This window comes from Veillonella sp. LMAG:90 (assembly GCF_008679445.1).
In the GTDB taxonomy this organism is placed as follows: Bacteria; Bacillota; Negativicutes; order Veillonellales; family Veillonellaceae; genus Veillonella_A.
The window spans coordinates 209,304-227,096 of the sequence record NZ_NAND01000001.1; the positions used below are offsets into that span (position 1 = coordinate 209,304).

The 17,793-nt window shown below is 42.6% G+C and carries 16 protein-coding genes; 1 reads left to right on the forward strand and 15 read right to left on the reverse strand.

The window, feature by feature from the left end; translation table 11 throughout:
* Window positions 1–202: 202 nt before the first annotated feature.
* Complete coding sequence (locus tag CCC71_RS00940) at window positions 203–922, reverse strand: LrgB family protein (RefSeq protein ID WP_021842264.1); 720 nt, start codon at window positions 920–922, stop codon at window positions 203–205.
* On the reverse strand, window positions 916–1,293 hold the full coding sequence (locus CCC71_RS00945) for a CidA/LrgA family protein (protein ID WP_021842263.1): 378 nt from the start codon (window positions 1,291–1,293) through the stop codon (window positions 916–918). Before CCC71_RS00945 ends, CCC71_RS00940 begins: the two co-directional genes overlap by 7 nt.
* A gap of 227 nt (window positions 1,294–1,520) precedes the next feature.
* Here CCC71_RS00945 and CCC71_RS00950 point away from each other — a divergent pair, with 227 nt between their 5' ends.
* Window positions 1,521–2,471 carry a LysR family transcriptional regulator gene (locus tag CCC71_RS00950; protein ID WP_156704367.1) on the forward strand — a complete coding sequence of 317 codons (951 nt, stop codon included), beginning with the start codon at window positions 1,521–1,523 and terminating at the stop codon, window positions 2,469–2,471.
* A 247-nt stretch (window positions 2,472–2,718) separates the two neighbouring features.
* On the opposite strand, the gene CCC71_RS00955 is transcribed toward CCC71_RS00950, so the two are convergent.
* The 13 genes from CCC71_RS00955 to CCC71_RS01015 all read right to left on the reverse strand — a co-directional run bounded on the left by CCC71_RS00955 (window position 2,719) and on the right by CCC71_RS01015 (window position 17,687).
* Complete coding sequence (locus CCC71_RS00955; RefSeq protein ID WP_296332656.1) at window positions 2,719–4,515, reverse strand: hypothetical protein; 1,797 nt, start codon at window positions 4,513–4,515, stop codon at window positions 2,719–2,721.
* 215 nt (window positions 4,516–4,730) lie between these two features.
* Window positions 4,731–6,026, reverse strand: a complete 1,296-nt coding sequence (larAH10, locus tag CCC71_RS00960; protein WP_156704369.1) for an NPN-dependent 2-hydroxyacid racemase, LarAH10 family — start codon at window positions 6,024–6,026, stop codon at window positions 4,731–4,733.
* The gene (locus CCC71_RS00965; protein ID WP_021842259.1) at window positions 6,013–7,209 is read right to left on the reverse strand and encodes a DNA polymerase IV; all 1,197 of its coding nucleotides are present in this window, start codon (window positions 7,207–7,209) and stop codon (window positions 6,013–6,015) included. The genes larAH10 and CCC71_RS00965 overlap by 14 nt, the downstream gene beginning before the upstream one ends.
* 18 nt (window positions 7,210–7,227) lie before the next feature.
* On the reverse strand, window positions 7,228–7,563 hold the full coding sequence (locus CCC71_RS00970; RefSeq protein ID WP_021842258.1) for an ArsR/SmtB family transcription factor: 336 nt from the start codon (window positions 7,561–7,563) through the stop codon (window positions 7,228–7,230).
* A 640-nt stretch (window positions 7,564–8,203) separates the two neighbouring features.
* Window positions 8,204–8,767 carry an alkyl hydroperoxide reductase subunit C gene (gene ahpC, locus CCC71_RS00975; protein ID WP_021842257.1) on the reverse strand — a complete coding sequence of 188 codons (564 nt, stop codon included), beginning with the start codon at window positions 8,765–8,767 and terminating at the stop codon, window positions 8,204–8,206.
* 397 nt (window positions 8,768–9,164) lie between these two features.
* Window positions 9,165–10,721 (reverse strand): ABC transporter permease/substrate-binding protein, encoded by a 1,557-nt coding sequence (locus CCC71_RS00980; RefSeq protein WP_226981831.1) that lies wholly within the window; start codon window positions 10,719–10,721, stop codon window positions 9,165–9,167.
* Window positions 10,722–10,739: 18 nt separating this feature from the next.
* A complete protein-coding gene (locus CCC71_RS00985; RefSeq protein ID WP_295243664.1) occupies window positions 10,740–11,867 on the reverse strand; it encodes an ABC transporter ATP-binding protein in 1,128 nt (375 codons plus the stop codon).
* A gap of 239 nt (window positions 11,868–12,106) precedes the next feature.
* Window positions 12,107–12,748, reverse strand: coding sequence for a GntR family transcriptional regulator (locus tag CCC71_RS00990; RefSeq protein ID WP_021842254.1), 642 nt, complete (start codon window positions 12,746–12,748; stop codon window positions 12,107–12,109).
* Between the two features lie 2 nt (window positions 12,749–12,750).
* Window positions 12,751–14,364, reverse strand: coding sequence for a CTP synthase (locus CCC71_RS00995; protein ID WP_127057858.1), 1,614 nt, complete (start codon window positions 14,362–14,364; stop codon window positions 12,751–12,753).
* 64 nt (window positions 14,365–14,428) lie between these two features.
* The gene (gene argS, locus CCC71_RS01000; RefSeq protein WP_021842252.1) at window positions 14,429–16,093 is read right to left on the reverse strand and encodes an arginine--tRNA ligase; all 1,665 of its coding nucleotides are present in this window, start codon (window positions 16,091–16,093) and stop codon (window positions 14,429–14,431) included.
* On the reverse strand, window positions 16,059–16,517 hold the full coding sequence (locus CCC71_RS01005) for a YwiB family protein (protein WP_021842251.1): 459 nt from the start codon (window positions 16,515–16,517) through the stop codon (window positions 16,059–16,061). The genes argS and CCC71_RS01005 overlap by 35 nt, the downstream gene beginning before the upstream one ends.
* Window positions 16,518–16,629: 112 nt before the next feature.
* On the reverse strand, window positions 16,630–16,929 hold the full coding sequence (locus CCC71_RS01010) for a GIY-YIG nuclease family protein (RefSeq protein WP_021842250.1): 300 nt from the start codon (window positions 16,927–16,929) through the stop codon (window positions 16,630–16,632).
* 95 nt (window positions 16,930–17,024) lie between these two features.
* Entirely contained in the window at window positions 17,025–17,687 is a 663-nt protein-coding gene (locus tag CCC71_RS01015) for a peptidylprolyl isomerase (protein WP_021842249.1), read from the reverse strand.
* Window positions 17,688–17,793: the final 106 nt, after the last annotated feature.

The window sequence follows — 17,793 nt, forward strand, 5'->3', positions numbered from 1 at the left end:
TTTTTATTCAGTATATCGCAAAATAAACAGAAACGCCATCACTTCCTGGTTATAGCTGTTCGTGATTCAGCTACAATCCCGCAAATGATGGCGTTTTTGTTTACGTAAGTTTGTGTAAGTGTGTGTAAATACGTATATAGTTAACTGATTGTTCGTGTCAATCAAGGAACTACCTTAAATCGGTATATTTGGTTGTTTTTGCCTATAAAACGGCGGATACGGCTGTTACGATTGGCGCAATGACCGTTGTCATGATGCCCATGAAAATCATGGCCAAAGAGGCAATAGCACCGGTTTTAGGGCCGTCTTCATAGGCTTTAGCAGTACCGGTCCCATGAGCCGAAATACCGTAAAGCATGCCTTTTAACAAGCGGTTATGAATATGAGCCCGTTTAATCATCATGGTGGTCATAATCATACCGATAAGGCCGGTTGCAATTACGAGGATGGCCGTAATCGTAGGGTCGCCGCCCATTGTATCAGACGCAGCTAAGGCTAGCGGCGTCGTTACGGAACGCGGAGCAATACTGTGAACGAGTTCAGGGCTAAGTCCGATAAGTTCGGCGAGTCCCATAGAACCCAAGAACGCCACCGAACAACCCATGCCGATAACAACCAAGAGCGGAATAAAATATTCTTTTACTACGCCACGGAATTTATACAAAGGCACCGCAAAGGCCACGGTGGCCGGTTGCAACATCATCGTGATGTACTGGCTGCCTTCCTGATATACATCGTACGGAATATTCATAGTTACGAGGAATAAACCGATAACTACCGGCACGCCCAACAACGGGGTAAAATAGAGTTTTTTGCCGGAACGTTCATACAATTTTTTAAAAAGAAAATACAAAACTACAGTGCCCACTAACGATTCGATGATATGAATACTAATCATCTGAAACGGTGAATAATTTACCATAATTTGTACCCCTTTCTACGTAATTTCATAACACTCAAGGTAATAACCGTAACGGAAATCAAGAGTGTTACAATACTCGTTACGATAACGCCCAAGAGCATAGCCCCCGTACTGCCAAATAATTGTGTATATTGAATAACCCCTATAGCGGACGGAATGAAGAACAACAAAAGTTCCCCGATTAAAACGGCCGCTCCCTGTTCCACCCAGTTAAGCTTGATGATACCTGAGCAGAGCAACAAAAATAACAAAATCATGCCCACCAAAGTCCCCGGTAATGGCAGGTTCAACCACTCTTTCAAGTAGCCTCCCAACACTCCAATCAAGGCGAGCAATAGAATCTGACCTACTACAATCGCCACACGTTTCATCCTCAAACGCCTCCTACATATCGACTAATTTTTATTCTGCAATATACTGTGTCTTCATTCAATAAACGAATGTTGTATTTATTGTGTACTCGTATAGGGATTTTTCGATATTCCCTTTGTCATGACTTATTGTATCTCATTTTTTCTTAAAAAAATAATATTTTTTCCCTATACGGCCGTATTCTTTTTAGCTATAATAGATGTAGATTATATTGCAGGAGGATTATATGGATATTACCCATTTAAAATATTTTGTCGAAGTGGCTCGCCAGAAGAGTTTCACCAAAGCGGCCCAAACTTTACACGTAAGTCAGCCGTCACTAAGTAAAGCGGTACGCCTGTTGGAAGGGGAATGGAACAAGCAATTATTCCGCCGTCGCGGGCATCGCATCGAGCTTACCAATGAAGCGTGCGCCGTATTGCCGCAGATTGAAGCCTTAGTGAGGCAATTTGAAGTGCTTGAACACCAGATGCATCACACGAATGATACGGAATCGGGTGAATTGAGCCTCGGCATCCCGCCGATGATCGGTTCTTCCTTCTTATCGCCGATTATTCGCGACTTCATGGCCGCCTACCCGCAAATTTCGTTAAAGGTAAGTGAACACGGTTCACCGCAAATCGCCCAGCTTGTACAGGACAATCAATTGCAGGTTGGATTCGTTACCTTGCCGGTGTCTGACTTTACCAACCCGGATACACAAACCTATATCTTTAACCACCAGCCTTTATACTATGTGATGCAACCAGATTCACCATTCGCCCATTACGAGTCCGTTACTCTTCACGAAATTCGCAAAGAACCGCTTGTGTTCTTTCATCCGTCCTTTTCGTTATACGATATCATCTTAGGTCGTTTTCAAGAAATCGGCGTAGTACCGCAAATCGTAGCGCAAAGCAACAACTGGGACTTCATCACGGAGCTTGTAAAAAGTGGTCTCGGCACGGCTATTTTGCCACAGACAATCTGCGAACGTCTTAATAAGGAGCAGTTGGTTTCAATTCCTATCGAGCCCCGCATCAACTGGGTGCTCGGCATGATTTGGAACGAACAGTCCATGATTGTACCGGCAATTCGCCTGTGGGTTAACTATTTCCGCTCTCATGTGGTGGAAGAACGCCTGGTTCACGGCGAAGATCCGGGGCCTGCCCCTTCTATTTTATGTGATTCTAAATAATCACATAAAACAAGCCCCTTACAGCCAATCGCTGTAAGGGGCTATTTTCATTCACTATGCGAAACTATGCAGGTAATTAATTACTTTAATAGTTTCTCCAATGCACGTTGTCGTTTTTTGCATTTTTCTTTCACCGGTCGGCAATGGTTGCCGCACACTTGACAACGACCTTTACTGTCGGTCAGCAAGGCTTTCTTTTCCGCCTTGGTCGTCTCGTGTAGGTCCGGTAATTTCTTACCAAGGCGTTTTATTTTTTTGGATTTTTGTCATCCGAATTGCTATGTAATTTTTGCAGGGCATCATCGATGAAGTCCAATACGCCCAAAGCCGCACCGCGAGCGCTTTCTTTCATATTGTCCGCTACTTCGGAAATATGATCGGCTACTTTGTCAGCTACTTCTTGAGCTCGTTCAGATAATTCATCGGCTTTATCGGCAGCCTGGTCTTTCAAATCAGCCGCTTTATCGGCTAATTCATCTACTTTGTCCGATGCCTGTTCCTTTAAGTCTTGCGCTTTATCAATTGCTTGATCTTTCAAATCAGCCGCTTTGTCGGCTAATTCATCTACTTTGTCGGATGCCTGTTCTTTAAGCTCTTCCGCTTTATCGGATGCTTGGTCTTTCAAATCAGTTGCTTTGTCGGCTAGTTCATCAACTTTGTCCGACGCTTTATCTTTTAACTCTTCTGCTTTATCAGTTGCTTGATCTTTTAATTCTTCAGCTTTATCAACAGCTTGGTCTTTCAAGTCTTCAGCTTTACCGGCCAATTCTTCAGCTTTATCGGAAACTTTTTCAACAACTTCTTCTGCTTTGCCATCAGTGGCTTGATTCAAATTCTTGGCTAATTCTTCTTTAGTGGACATTTCGTCTACCACCTTTCCTTTGACATCATTCACTTTTGACTGCACTGCTGTTGCTACACTGCCAGCTGTTTTGGAAATCTCTTTTGTTTTGTCAGCCGCGGTGTTAGCTACATCATCAGTCAACTCTTCCAAATTTTGATACCATTCTTCGCTGCGCTCTTGCACGCCTTTTTTGGCGTGTTTCGCTTTTTTCAATGCTTTTTTTGTTTCTTTTTCAGCCGCTTTAGCTGCTTTTTCAGCTTCTTTCGCGACTTTCTTAGCTTCTTTTTTCGCTGCTTTATGGGCTTTTTTAATAGATTTTTTTGCCTGTTTAGCGAGTTTTTTAAATTCTTTCCACTCCGTATGGAGCATCAAATCTTCAAGCGTCATTGTCCCCTCTTTGCCATCCGGCAAGTTTTGGCTCAACATGTCCAAAATATCTTGCAAAAAGATTTCCGATGTTGGGAATACGTTATGATCGTCATCCTCGTCATCATCCACCTCAGCTGCAAACGCCGCCGAATCGGCCGTTCTCACCCCCGCATTCAATACAGCATTCGTTCCTGCCAATAAATTGTCATCCGCATCGGCTTTTACACTATGAGTTAAAGATGATTGCGGAATATCTCTATCAGTAATGGCATCAGCTGCCACTGCCTGTGTTTTAGCTGCCGTCGGTTCAGCCACAAGGGTACCATCTTGACGTGGTACTACCGAGCCGTCACGGCGATTTACAACGGAACCATCCTGACGAGTCACTACTGTGCCATCTTGACGCGTAGCTACAGCACCTTCACGACGTGCCGCTACCGTACCGGCTTGGCGTAATGCAACCGGTCTTTCCGAAACATCTACATCCGCCAAATCCACTTGATCTATGTTTAATTCTTCACTGGTTAGTTCATCCCCTTGGGCCTGAAATTCATCTTCCAAGGAATCATATATATGAAGCTGCTCTAACAAGTCTTGCGTTTCATCGATTTCCTGCCACAAACTGTCCAATAACGCCGTATAAAATAAGCGTGCTTTCACTTCTTCATACGCCTGACGCGTAATATGAAGTTCTTCATATGTCAGGTCTTCAGTACTATCCAGCTCTTCTATTAACTGCTGAATATGACGATCCTCAGCATACTTATTCTGTAACGAACGACGAACCGATTCAATAACAGACTTACCAATGATGCCATGACGATTATGCATACTTCCAGCTCCCATCTTCCTATACCTTCGGTAATAAACATTAAGCTAAAAACAGTAAAAAGCAAATCTATATCATCGAGTGCTGGCTTTTTAGCCATCCCTACACACCCGGATTCGGTGAATCTATCTCTATCTTAAAACAAATTTCTTAAAAATACCAATCTAAACAGTTAAGCCATAACCTAATTCGCTATTAAAGTAATCCTTTGCAGGAATTATTTATTCAATAAAGGCACCGTGTTGCTGGCGAGTGGCATAACCGTTACGGTGTAATCATCGCGACCGATTAATTTGTTCGCAAGCTCAATGGCTTCATCGATGGATGTTACTACATCGATGCCCACGCGGTCACAAATTGCTTTATTTTCCGGTTTCGTCACCAAGATATGGCGATATTTCTGAAAATCTTCGCCTAAATGGAACGCAATAAAGCCCGGTACGGTAAAGCCATTACGCAATTTAATTTCACGTTCTTTCAAATCGCGGGTATCAAACCAACCGAGGAATTCTTCCGGTTCGTGAATATCCGGCAATTCCATAAGCAAAATAACCACGCCACCCGGCTTACATGCAAGCACTGCATTAACCTGGGTTTTAACACCTTGATACAAGTTAATATCTTTCGGATAACCGCCCGCCGAAGCGATAACGCAGTCAGCCAATTCATTAACCGGTACCCCGTAAATCTGTTTAACTAATTTCGTGCCTTCCAGCCATGCATCTTCCCAATGACCGGCCACGAATTTCGCTAATTTACCTTCCGTATTCGCTACGGAATTAATGAGGAAATCCGCTTCTACGGCACGACCATGTTGCATCTGATCGTCATGCATAATATTATTCGTAATATTACCGCTTACGATTTCAGGTTTCGTACCGCCACCAATCTCTTCCGACAAGCAAAGATTGTGGTTTTTTTGAATCGTCTGATAGGATGAAATACCCGGTAAAATGGCCTTACGACCGCCGCCAAAACCGGCAATCAAGTGGTATACGATACCGCCCGTCAAAATGAGACGATCCGCATCTAAAGCGAGTTCATTCACTTCAATCGGTACACCATGAGATGTTTCGCCGATATGACGGAAATGACTGTCCGGATTGATACCGCTACTGTGTTCAATACGAACGCGATTAACGACTTCGTCACCAAACTCGGAACGAGATTCCGCTTCCGATTGAAGACGATGAGCACCATAAGCGATTAAAAGGAAAATCTTTTCATCCGGCACACCTGCTTCGTTCAAATAATTAAGCAAAGTAGGTAAGTAAGCATCATAGCGAATCCAGGCGCGTGTAATGTCGGATACAACGATACATACCGTTTCATCATGCTGCACAATATCTTTTAGCGGCGCCGTGCCGATTGGATTATCCAAAGCTTCAAGAAGCGCTGCCGGAATATCTTCAATAGCGGGATAGTCCGCCCCTTCCACAACATCTACTACTTCTTGAGTGGGTAAATCAAATTCAACCTCGCCGTTGCCATACTTCAATTTAAAGTGTTTCATCGTTATTCTCTTCCTCTCTCTTTTGGTGGGCCAAGCGTTCCCAAAGGGCCCCTTTCATAACAATACCTTCACCGAATTTTTCTTCGAGGTCATCTACAGTCTTTGCCAATTCATCCTGTGACACTTCACTCTCAAATAAAGATGTCTGCCCCCATTCATCGGCAAAATCGCTGACCGTAAGCCCTAAAAGGCGAATCGGTTTATCAATGTTTAGTTTATTATACAACATCAATCCTATACGGTATAGTGTTTCTTCATTGTCAGTAGGCATATCTATGCGTTTTTGACGACTTATAGTCTTAAAATCGTTAAAACGGACCTTAATGGAAACGGTATGTCCTTTCAAACCTTGCTGCCGCAAACGTTTCGCCACTTTATGGGCAAAATAGTGCCATTCGCGGTCAATGACAGCTTCATCGGTCAAATCTGTTTCATACGTCAATTCATTGCCGATGGAATGAATCATGCGATCATATTCTATCGGCCGGTCATCAATGCCTCGGGACAAATCGTAGAGCCGTTTAGCCTGATTGCCCGCTACGGGGCGCAATTTCGACTCATCCCCTAGCGCCGCAATTTGACCGATTTTATAAAAACCCGCTTCATGTAGACGTTTTTCCGTTTGTTTGCCTACGCCCCACAAGCGTTTAACCGGCAGATTGGCAATAAATTTAGCTTCCTGTCCATAAGGTATTACCACCAAGCCATCGGGCTTTCTAATATCCGAAGCCAGTTTTGCCAAATACTTATTCGGTGCGAGACCAACCGAAGCTATAAGGCCGGTCGCATCTAATATATCCTTTTTAATAGCCTTACCGACCGCATAAGGGCCGTCAAAACGATTATGGAGGCCCGTTATATCCAAAAAAGCTTCATCTAGCGATAACGGCTCAATATAGGGTGAATAGCGTTCCATAATAGCATGGACCTGCTCTGAAACAGCATGGTACACTTCGAACCGGGGCCATAAATAAATACCGTCCGGACAAAGCTCACGGGCCTTGGCCATACTCATGGCCGAATGAACACCTAATTTACGAGCTTCGTACGACGCGGTAGATACCACACCACGCGAAGAAAGGCCGCCAACGATAACCGGGCGGCCTCTATACTCGGGATTATCGCGTTGTTCAACTGATGCATAAAAAGCATCCATATCCACGTGCATAATCCAGCGTCTCATATTAACTCCTGTTGTTTCTTATTCAGGTTTATCTTCTAAGCGACAATATTTAATCTGAGCGCAAATACATTCATCTTTGGTTTTGTACAAATCAGGTAAGATCTTAACTAACTCATCAAAAGTTTCTTCGTTGATTGAATAGCGTGTCCATAACCCGTTACGCTGCGAGTTAACAACACCTGCATCAATCAAAATTTTCATGTGATAGCTCAACGTAGACTGCGACAAATTGAAGCTTGCCAAAATGTCACAAGCACATAACTCATTACATGACAACATGTCAATGATATGCAATCTAGTTTCATCACTCAATGCTTTAAAAATCGTTGCCAATCTTTCGTATGATACTTCCATGCCCAATACTCCTTTTTTTAACCTTAGCCATTACCCTTTCGCCTTATTCTATGTAATATATTATATACTAAAACGCAAGATAAATCTAATAATTTCAATGTTTCAAGTTTTCGATAAATATATGAAAAAAAGCACTAACTTACAAACACTTATTCGACAAAGGTTTTCACGGTTTGTTAATTCATAATTATTAATTATTTTGAATAAGTTAGCATATGAAAGTCAATCAATTTTACCGCATTTTTATGAGGTTTTACTGCTCTTAGCCTTGACAAAAACGACTTTGCAACAATATACAAAAGTAGTCTTTCATTATACATTCGCCACAATTATCTTGAATTCTGCTTTTCCGAACACAATTTCGGTAAAACTCATTGACTAAAGTTGAATATAGCCACAAAAAAATGAATAAATACCCAAATTTTTTCAAAACAAATCAGATTCGAATCATCATTTTTTCATTCAACATTCACATAAAATCAAATGTGTTCAAACAAAAAAATCAGCGGCCGAGACAAGCTCGCGCCGCTGATTTTAGGAAAAGGGATCTCCTAAATATGTCAATGAACAACCTTCTGTAGGGAGGGACTTGCTGTTCATTTATTAACCGGTTAAAAAGGGTTAACCGAATAGTTGAATCTTATAATTTACCTACAAGGTCAAGACCCGGTTTTAAAGTATCTGCACCCGGTTTCCATTTAGCCGGACAAACCTGGTCACCATGTTTAGCTACGAATTGAGCTGCCTGCACTTTACGAACCAATTCATCGGCAGAACGACCGATACCCATGTTGTGGATTTCAGCAGTTTCTACTTTGCCTTCCGGATTTACTACGAAAGAACCGCGGTATGCACGACCTTCTTCTTCGGAGAAAGTTTCGAAGAAGTCAGCCAGTTCATGTTTCTGATCAGCTAACATAGTGTACTGAATTTTTGCGATGTTTGGAGACGCATCAGCCCATGCTTTATGTACGAATTCGGAGTCAACGGATACGGAGAATACTTCTACGCCCATTTCCTGCAATTCTGCATAATGGGACTGTAAATCTTCCAATTCGGTAGGGCAAACAAATGTGAAATCGGCCGGATAGAATACGAATACGCTCCATTTGCCAACTACATCTGCTTTAGTTACTGTTACTACGTCCGGATTGCGGAAACCCTGTAAGGAAAAATCAGGTAATTCTTTGCCGATAATTGCCATTTGTGAGTCACTCCTTGTGTTTAATAAACTTACTATACTTTAAAAACTATCATGAGCTGCATTATTACCAAACAGTAAAAAGCAACCTAACTTGCTATTAGAACAAATATACAGTGCTCTCTATTTTGAATATACAATGTCGCTAATTGATAGTTATTAATAACGGATAATCTATATCGATTACATAATTATCATACACCACGCAACGAAAAAAATCAATACGAAATCGAGTTTCAGTTATGCAATTTATGAAAAAAGGCGATACATTTTTGCAATCTAAAAATAAAGCGATATAGTAATACCACTATACCGCTTTACCTCTTACATTATTCAGTTTTATACACCTTATGTCCCCGCAATCATTAAATCGGTTTATAAAGCCTCATATATCAGTTATTTATTTTACTAAGCCCTTAGCTACCAAAAAGTCATGAGCTACTTCTTTAGGACTCTTATGCTCCACGTCTACTTGATAATTTAACTCACGCATTGTGTCCGTGTCTAAGGTTGCCATCATACGATTAATAACATCTTGTAATTCAGGATGTTCTTCTATGGTTTCTTGGCGAACCAACGGTACACCGTAATACGGCGGAAAGAATCCTTTATCATCAGCCAAAACAGTCAGATTATATTTCTTTAATAACCCATCTGTAGAAAAGGCATCCACTACCTGTACATCACCGCTTGACAACGCCACATAGCGCGTGGCCCCGTCAATGCCTTTAGCATCTTTAAAAGTAAAACCATACTCATTTTGAACGCCGCGTAAACCATCCTGACGATTCAAAAACTCAAGGGTAGTACCGGCCTTCAAAGAGGAGGCAACCTGACTTAAATCACTCATGGTATGCAAATTATACGCCTGTGCCACAGCAGGATCTACCGCCAAGGTATAGGTATTGCTGAAAGGAGCCGCCGCCAACAAGGCAACATCATACTTCTTCGCCAATTCCTCTTTCGTTGTATCGTATACTTCCTGCTCATCGCTTATGGGATCATGTTTTAAAATATCCACATAGGCCGTACCGGTATAATCAATATACGCATCTAAATCGCCTTTTTCCATGGCACTAAACAGCACCTGGGTGCCGCCGGCACCTAAGTGACTTTCTATCTTAATATTTGTATTTTTTTCAATCATTTCACCCAGCATATTACCCAACACTAACTGTTCGGTAAACTGCTTACTCCCGATACGAATCGTATTAGGATCTTTAACTAAATTGGCATATACATTCTGCCCAAACATAAATACCAGTAAGGCTACTACGACGCCGACACTCCATTTCTGGCGACGTCGTTTAGCCGTAAGGGTCGAGCGAGTTTTCAACAACTCAGGCTGCAAACTGACCGGTGTTACCAATGACTCCACTTGAGACAGCACCCAGTCAATGGCCAAGGCCAATATACAGGCAGGAATCGCGCCGGCCAAAATCATACCGTTATTAACGGAACTGATGCCGCTAAAAACTAAAAAGCCCAAACCACCGGCGCCGATAAAGGCGGCAATTGTCATAAGGCCTACGGCCGTAACGGCTGAAATTCGTACACCCGCCATTAACATAGGCAATGTTAACGGTAACTGTACCTTCCATAAAATTTGTTGACGTGTTAAGCCAATCCCGCGAGCCGCCTCAATGGTGCCCGGCGAAATCTGACTGATGCCGATATAGGTATTTTTGACAATCGGCAAGAGGGAATACAAAAACACCACAATGACCGACGGCAAGGTACCAATCCCTAAGAGTGGAATGGCAAAACCCAATAAGGCCATGCTGGGAACCGCTTGAATTAAGTTAGTAGCCCCCATGACCGGCTTATTTAAAGGCTTTACGTAGCTGATTAAAATCCCCAGCGGCAAGCCCACCAGAATAGCTAACCCCACCGCAATGGCAGTTAGCTGGATATGCTCTAACAAAAGACGCATAATCTGATCTATATTTTCAAACATATAACTAAATATACCCAATTATATTACCTCCGCATCATCTACATACTGACTTCCTAAGGTGGTAATTAAACTACTTTGTGTAATGACCCCCGCCAGGCGTTCAGAATCATCCAGTACAATCATATACGGACGGTGCAAGGTCTGAATTGTTTCTACCACATCTAATAAGGAATCCCCCACATGAGCCAATTTCTTCGGCTGGGCCATAATTTCACTGACAGGTCCTTGTAAACTTATTTGCTCACGAATCATACGGGCATTAACTAAGCCTCTAAAACGACGCGTGCCGCGGTCTACAATAATAAGGAAATCTTGAGGGATATCTTTAATTTTTTTCATACAACGGAATAAACTGTCCGTCGGATAGGCGATATTGGTGGCATCAATCATGATGTCTTCCGCTTTGATGAACTCCGGCGAGTTCCAAATACGATTTTTACCAATAAAGCTTTCTACATATTCCGTAGCGGGATTCCGTAAAATTTGTTCCGGCGTATCGTATTGTTCTACATGACCTTCACGCATTAAACAAATACGATCCGAGATTTTAATGGCTTCATCCATATCATGGGTTACGAAAACAATCGTTTTCTTTAATGTTTCTTGTAAACTGCGAAGCTCATCCTGCAAGGACACACGCGTAATAGGGTCAATCGCAGAGAAAGGTTCATCCATCAAAATAACATCCGGATCGACAATAAGCGCTCGTGCTACGCCGACACGTTGCTGCTGACCACCGGATAATTCGATGGGATAACGATTCAATAAATCACGGGATAAATCAACGAGGTCCATCATTTCATTAATCTTCTCAGCCCGACCTTCTTGCGGCATCTTATGAAGATCCATAACTAATTCTAAATTTTTACGAATTGTCATATGCGGGAATAAACCCGTTTGTTGGATAACATAACCAATCTTACGACGCAAGGTTACAGGTTCCATATCATGAATATTTTTACCATTTACATAAATATCGCCACCTGTAATAGGAATCAAGCGATTAATCATTTTAAGCAATGTGGATTTACCACAACCACTACCGCCGATGAGCGAAACAATTTCACCATCGGGAATAGTCAAACTAATATCATGTAATACTTCTTTTTTGCCATATCGTTTCTTTACGTTTTTAATTTCTATCATTCAATACCTCCCTAAAGTAACAACTCAATTCTAACATCAAGTTGTTACTTTAGTCAAATATCGACTTTTATAAATATAGTATAGTATATATTACTTTATGTCATAATGTCCTATATAATACAAAAAAGCGCCCGACTCATGTCAGGCGCTTATTGCGTTATATTGTAAATAAAATTATTAAATTATATAGTCAACCTTTAGTTAACCTTAAAACGTTACCGATTATCTGCCACAGACTGTTAAGCCTCATTTTCATCGGTATTATACAAAAAGCGTTCCAATCGCAACCAGCTGTCAGCGGGGCCGATAAAATAGATTTCTTCGCCCGCCGTAAAGGTAGCATACGGTCCCGGCGATATAATCATAGTCTTATCTTGATTTTCAATCGCCACAATGGTAACACCGGTATGTTGCCATAATTGAATGGATCCTATGGACTGTCCTAAATAACGACAGTCCTCCGTAATGGACATTTTCATAGGTTGCAAAGGATTTTTATATTGGTAATGCCCCACCGAATCAGTTAATTTTTGTATCGTTTCTTTTAATCCCTGCAGGGATTTTGTTTGATTCTCAATTTGCTGAGTCAGCTCGCGTCGCAAAGAGTCCACCGAATCAAAATCGCTAAATTGCATGCGGAATTGTTCGGCTTTCTCTTTAGATAAAACTGTACAGCCACTCCCTTTAGTCACTTCGACAATGCCTAAATCTGCCAGCAAAGCGATGGCACGGCGCGAAGTTTCGGGCGACACACCGTAGTGAACCGATAGAGCGGAGCGCGCAAAAATACGCTCTCCTTCCTTATACCCGCCGGATACAATTTTACCGGCCACATCGGCTGCAATTTGTTGATAACGAGCTGTACGTACAGTTTTACTCACTATTACATTCCTTTAATTTTCAAAATAGCATCAACAAAGCCTTTGAATAACGGATGTGCTTTAGTAGGACGGGATTTCAATTCCGGATGGAACTGAACACCTACGAACCAAGGATGATCTTTGAGTTCCACACATTCAACTAAACGGTTATCAGGGGATGTACCACTGATTACGAGGCCTTTTTCCGTTAATTCCTGACGGAATGCATTGTTGAATTCATAACGATGACGATGACGTTCGTAAATGAGGTCTTCGCCATAAGCTTCACGCACTTTGGTGCCTTCTACAGTCTTACATGGATAGATACCAAGACGCATAGTACCGCCTTTTTGATCTACATCTACCTGATCTGGCATCAAGTCGATTACAGGGTTCATGCAGTCTTCGTCGAATTCGGTAGAGTTAGCAGCTTCAAGGCCGGCTACGTTACGAGCAAATTCCATTACCGCAGACTGCATGCCGAGGCACAAGCCGAGGTAAGGGACTTTGTTTTCACGAGCATATTGGATAGTGCGAATCTTACCTTCTACCCCGCGATAACCGAAGCCGCCCGGTACTACAATACCGTCAACATCTTCATATAACTTAGCCACATTGCATGCGTTTTCTTCCAATTCTTCCGCATCAATCCATTTAATATTAACCTTTGTATCCGTTGCGATACCGGCATGAGTCAAGGCTTCAGCTACGCTGAGATACGCATCGTGAAGGGCTACATATTTACCAACCAAGGCCACGGTGATTTCTTTGTTAGGATGAAGAATTTTATCTACCATTTCTTTCCAAGCTACCATATCGGCCGGCTTATCAGGTAATTGTAATTTTTTAACAACGATGTCATCAAGGCCTTCTTCCTGCATCATCAAAGGCACTTCATAAATCGTGTTACAAGTGCGGTTTTCAATAACGGCTTCCGGATCGATGTCACAGAATAAAGCCAATTTATCTTTCATTTCGTCGGAAATGTGTTTTTCCGTACGGCAAACGATGATATCCGGTTGAATACCGATACTGCGCAATTCTTTTACGCTGTGCTGAGTCGGTTTAGTTTTTAACTCGCCCGCTGCACTGATGTATGGCACCAAGGTTACGTGAATGTAGAGCACGTCGTTACGACCTACTTCTTTTTTAACCTGACGAATGGCTTCGAGGAACGGTAAGCTTTCAATATCACCTACCGTACCACCGATTTCCGTAATAACTACGTCCGCGTTATCTTCTTTACCTACGCGATATACGTTTTGTTTGATTTCATTCGTAATATGAGGGATAACCTGAACGGTACCGCCTAAATAATCACCTTTACGTTCTTTGTTAATAACGGACCAATATACTTTACCGGCCGTTACATTCGAGCGTTTACCGAGGTTGATATCGATAAAACGTTCATAGTGACCAAGATCAAGGTCTGTTTCAGCGCCGTCATCGGTAACGAACACTTCACCGTGTTGATACGGACTCATTGTACCAGGGTCGATATTGATGTACGGGTCAAATTTCTGAATGGTTACATTCATACCGCGGTTCTTAAGCAAACGGCCTAAGGATGCTGCAGTAATACCCTTACCTAACGACGAAACAACCCCACCTGTTACGAAAATATACTTTGTTGCCATGATTCCTCCCAAAGCTATGAATGTATCTACACACTATCGCACGCTGCGACAGTTTTAAAAAATCTTACATTTTTTCCGGTGCGGAAATACCTAAAATACCGAGGCCGTTACGCAATACATCGGCAATCGCCGTGATAAGGCCTAAACGCGCCTGTTGTAAATCGCTGTCTACGCCCATAATACGACCTTGTTTGTAGAACGAATGGAACATGCCGGCCAATTCGTATAAGTAACGAGCAATACGATGTGGCGCACGATGTTCGGCAGCCTCACGAATTTCTTCAGGGTAAGCGCCTAGTTTTTTAATAATATCGAGTTCCAATTCGCTCGTTAAGGTATCAAATTTTACGCCGGTCCAATCGCCGTATTTGATGCCCGCTTCATTCACCTGATTAAAAATGCTGTGAATACGTGCATGCGCATACTGGATGTAGTATACCGGGTTATCATTGCTCTTTGAGGCTGCCAAGTTGATATCAAAATCCAATTGGCTGTCCAAGGAACGCATGAGGAAGAAATAGCGCGCCGCATCTACGCCTACTTCTTCAATCAATTCATCCAAGGTTACGGATTGGCCGGTACGTTTCGACATTTTTACAAGTTCGCCGTCACGATATAAGGCCACCATTTGTAATAACAAAATTTCCAAGCGGTCCGGATTATAGCCGAGGGCCTGCATGGACGCTTTAACGCGCGTCACATAACCGTGATGGTCGGCGCCCCAGATATTAATCATCTTTTTAAAACCGCGTTCAAATTTATTGCGATGGTACGCAATATCCGATGCCAAGTACGTAGGTTCACCGTTTTCGCGGATAACTACGCGGTCTTTGTCGTCGCCGTAGCGCGTGGACGCAAACCACAAAGCACCGTCTTTTTCATACACATCGCCGGTGTCTTTTAAGAATTGAATAGCTTTGGTTACTTCACCGCTTCTATGCAAGGATCGTTCGCTGAACCAGTGATCAAAGTCCACATTGAAATTGCGAAGGCTTACACGCAAGGCATTAAGCTTTTCAGTCAAACCGAATTCTTTAAAGAACGGCAAACGTTCTTCTTCGCTCAATACGGCAAAGAAATCGCCACCCCAGTTGATGATACTCTGTGCCGTATCAATGATATCCTGGCCATGATAGCCGTTTTCAGGGAATTCACTCTTCATATCGAGAAGTTCCATATAGCGAGCATCAATGGATTTCGCCAAGTTATCAATCTGATTACCGGCGTCATTAATGTAGTATTCCGATTCTACCTTGTAACCGGCGGCACGCAATAAGTTAACAAGCGCACTGCCGTACGCGGCACCGCGACCGTGGCCTACATGAAGTGGGCCCGTCGGATTGGCACTTACATATTCAACCTGAATCGTATCTTCATCACGAGTAGCTTGAGCACCATAGCAAACGCCTTGTTCCAACACGGATTTCAACGTATCGTAAACAGCGTCTGTTTTCACAAAGAAATTGATAAAACCGGCACCGGCTTTTTCAGCTTTTTCAAGCCAATCATAGTCCATATTGGCAATGATGATATCCGCAATAGCTGCCGGATTCATGCGGGCTACACGGGCCGATTGCATGGCAATATTCGTAGAAAAATCGCCGAATTCTTTCTGTGGCGGTACTTCCAAAACTACTTCAGGGTACGTTCCTTCCGGTAATGCGCCGTCAGCTAATGCTTTTGCTACTGCCGCCTCAATTCCTTGCTTGAGCTTGTCCTTTAGTTCCATACTCTAAATCCTCCTGTAATACGATATCTAATTGATTATAATATTGCCATTCGCCACTGACCGAAATGTCGTAGCCTAAGTGTATTTTACCAATGCCGTCCTCTAAGTCAGACTCCAATTCATGAGTTTTAAACGCCATGTGAAGCTCACCGAAGGGAGTTTCATACACTGATTGCCGTGTCTCGCCGAGCACATACTCATGTCGCATAGACACTTTGCCATTGCGAATTAATACAATGGAACGAGGCTTTAACTTAATCGTTGTATGGGAGCCTTCCATTCCGGATAATTCGGTTTCATTATACATAATATATTTTGTATCATTTTTTTCGTGATATTCACCGGGAGAAACCATTTCAATGACTGTATCATGCCCGTCCGCATCCCGTTGAATACTCTTTACACCAACTAAAACGCGCTTCATCGAAGTCCTCCTTTCCACTTTTGACACATCAGTTTGTTATCAAAAATTTTATTAAACTATACATCAGTTAATTATACCATAGAAAGAGCTTTATTTTAAGAAAATTCTTCGCTTAAACGCCTTGAAGAATGTCCTCAATTACCGTAGGATTCGCCTTTTTAAAAGCCGCCACCAAGGCTCTTTTTTGGTCCCTCGGCATGCGTTTTACCTGGTATTCCATGGACTGCGCATCCTGTTTGCGCTCAAAGGCGGTAAACCACACGAGGCTCACCGGCCGGCGTGTTCTGGTATATTTGGCGCCGCCCGGAATTTCGCCGTTATGAGCCGCCACACGTTGCTTCAAATCAACCGTCCAGCCCGTATACAACGATCCGTCCGCGCATTCTACCATGTATGTGTAAAATTGACTCATAACTGCCTCCCCTCATACAGTTTGCACTACTTTAATATCTTTATTATTGTTCTATTTACAGCTAATAATTGCTCTATTTACAGCTAATAATTACTCTATTTGCTACTACCTTGAGTGTCCGTAATCGGCTCCAAAGTAATAGACTTGATCACAACCGGCGCCAACGGCTTGTCATTTTTATCGGTCTGTACTTTGCCGATTTTAGCGACTACATCCATGCCCTGCGTAACAACGCCGAAAATGGTATGCTTATTATCGAGCCACGGCGTAGGCCCCAAGGTGATAAAGAACTGTGCCCCACCTGTATTCGGCCCGCGGTTGGCCATGGCCAAAAGGCCCATTTTGTTAAAATGTAAATCATTTACAAATTCATCCGGAATAGTATACCCCGGACCACCTTTACCGTCATCGCCGCCTTGAATCATGAATCCGTCAATAACGCGATGGAATGTTAAATCGTTATAATAACCTTGTTTTACCAAGTAGTCGAAGTTTTTAACCGTAATCGGTGTTTTAGTGCCGTATAAACGAACTTTAAACGTGCCTTCCGTAGTGTTAAACACGGCATAATGATCTTTGACCGGCGTGTTATCAAGCGTCGGTGCTTGCAAGGTACCGGTCTGGCTGTTTTGTGCTGTATTTTGGTCGGCCGAGCTGCCTGCAGCCGTACCGCAAGCGGCGGTTACGAGCATGGTCATCCCCAACAAACCAACCGAGCACAAACGTCGCCAATTTGTATAAAAATACGTCAGCTTCATCTGTACCTCCAATATATGAAAAACCGCTCACAAACAATATGAGCGGTACTTTCGACATTTCATTATAGCACAGAGTATTAAATTAGGCTAGAGGAATTTTTAAATT

What these genes read in the sequence shown, in the direction of transcription:
- larAH10 (WP_156704369.1), bottom strand. Translation starts at nt 6,026, where the DNA reads ATGAAACACTTTAAATTGAAGTATGGCAACGGCGAGGTTGAATTTGAT.
- CCC71_RS00985 (WP_295243664.1), bottom strand. Translation starts at nt 11,867, where the DNA reads ATGATAGAAATTAAAAACGTAAAGAAACGATATGGCAAAAAAGAAGTA.
- ahpC (WP_021842257.1), bottom strand. Translation starts at nt 8,767, where the DNA reads ATGGCAATTATCGGCAAAGAATTACCTGATTTTTCCTTACAGGGTTTC.
- CCC71_RS00945 (WP_021842263.1), bottom strand. Translation starts at nt 1,293, where the DNA reads ATGAAACGTGTGGCGATTGTAGTAGGTCAGATTCTATTGCTCGCCTTG.
- CCC71_RS00965 (WP_021842259.1), bottom strand. Translation starts at nt 7,209, where the DNA reads ATGAGACGCTGGATTATGCACGTGGATATGGATGCTTTTTATGCATCA.
- CCC71_RS00940 (WP_021842264.1), bottom strand. Translation starts at nt 922, where the DNA reads ATGGTAAATTATTCACCGTTTCAGATGATTAGTATTCATATCATCGAA.
- CCC71_RS00950 (WP_156704367.1), top strand. Translation starts at nt 1,521, where the DNA reads ATGGATATTACCCATTTAAAATATTTTGTCGAAGTGGCTCGCCAGAAG.
- CCC71_RS01010 (WP_021842250.1), bottom strand. Translation starts at nt 16,929, where the DNA reads ATGAGTCAATTTTACACATACATGGTAGAATGCGCGGACGGATCGTTG.
- CCC71_RS00980 (WP_226981831.1), bottom strand. Translation starts at nt 10,721, where the DNA reads ATGTTTGAAAATATAGATCAGATTATGCGTCTTTTGTTAGAGCATATC.
- argS (WP_021842252.1), bottom strand. Translation starts at nt 16,093, where the DNA reads ATGGAACTAAAGGACAAGCTCAAGCAAGGAATTGAGGCGGCAGTAGCA.
- CCC71_RS00995 (WP_127057858.1), bottom strand. Translation starts at nt 14,364, where the DNA reads ATGGCAACAAAGTATATTTTCGTAACAGGTGGGGTTGTTTCGTCGTTA.
- CCC71_RS00955 (WP_296332656.1), bottom strand. Translation starts at nt 4,515, where the DNA reads ATGCATAATCGTCATGGCATCATTGGTAAGTCTGTTATTGAATCGGTT.
- CCC71_RS00970 (WP_021842258.1), bottom strand. Translation starts at nt 7,563, where the DNA reads ATGGAAGTATCATACGAAAGATTGGCAACGATTTTTAAAGCATTGAGT.
- CCC71_RS01015 (WP_021842249.1), bottom strand. Translation starts at nt 17,687, where the DNA reads ATGAAGCTGACGTATTTTTATACAAATTGGCGACGTTTGTGCTCGGTT.
- CCC71_RS01005 (WP_021842251.1), bottom strand. Translation starts at nt 16,517, where the DNA reads ATGAAGCGCGTTTTAGTTGGTGTAAAGAGTATTCAACGGGATGCGGAC.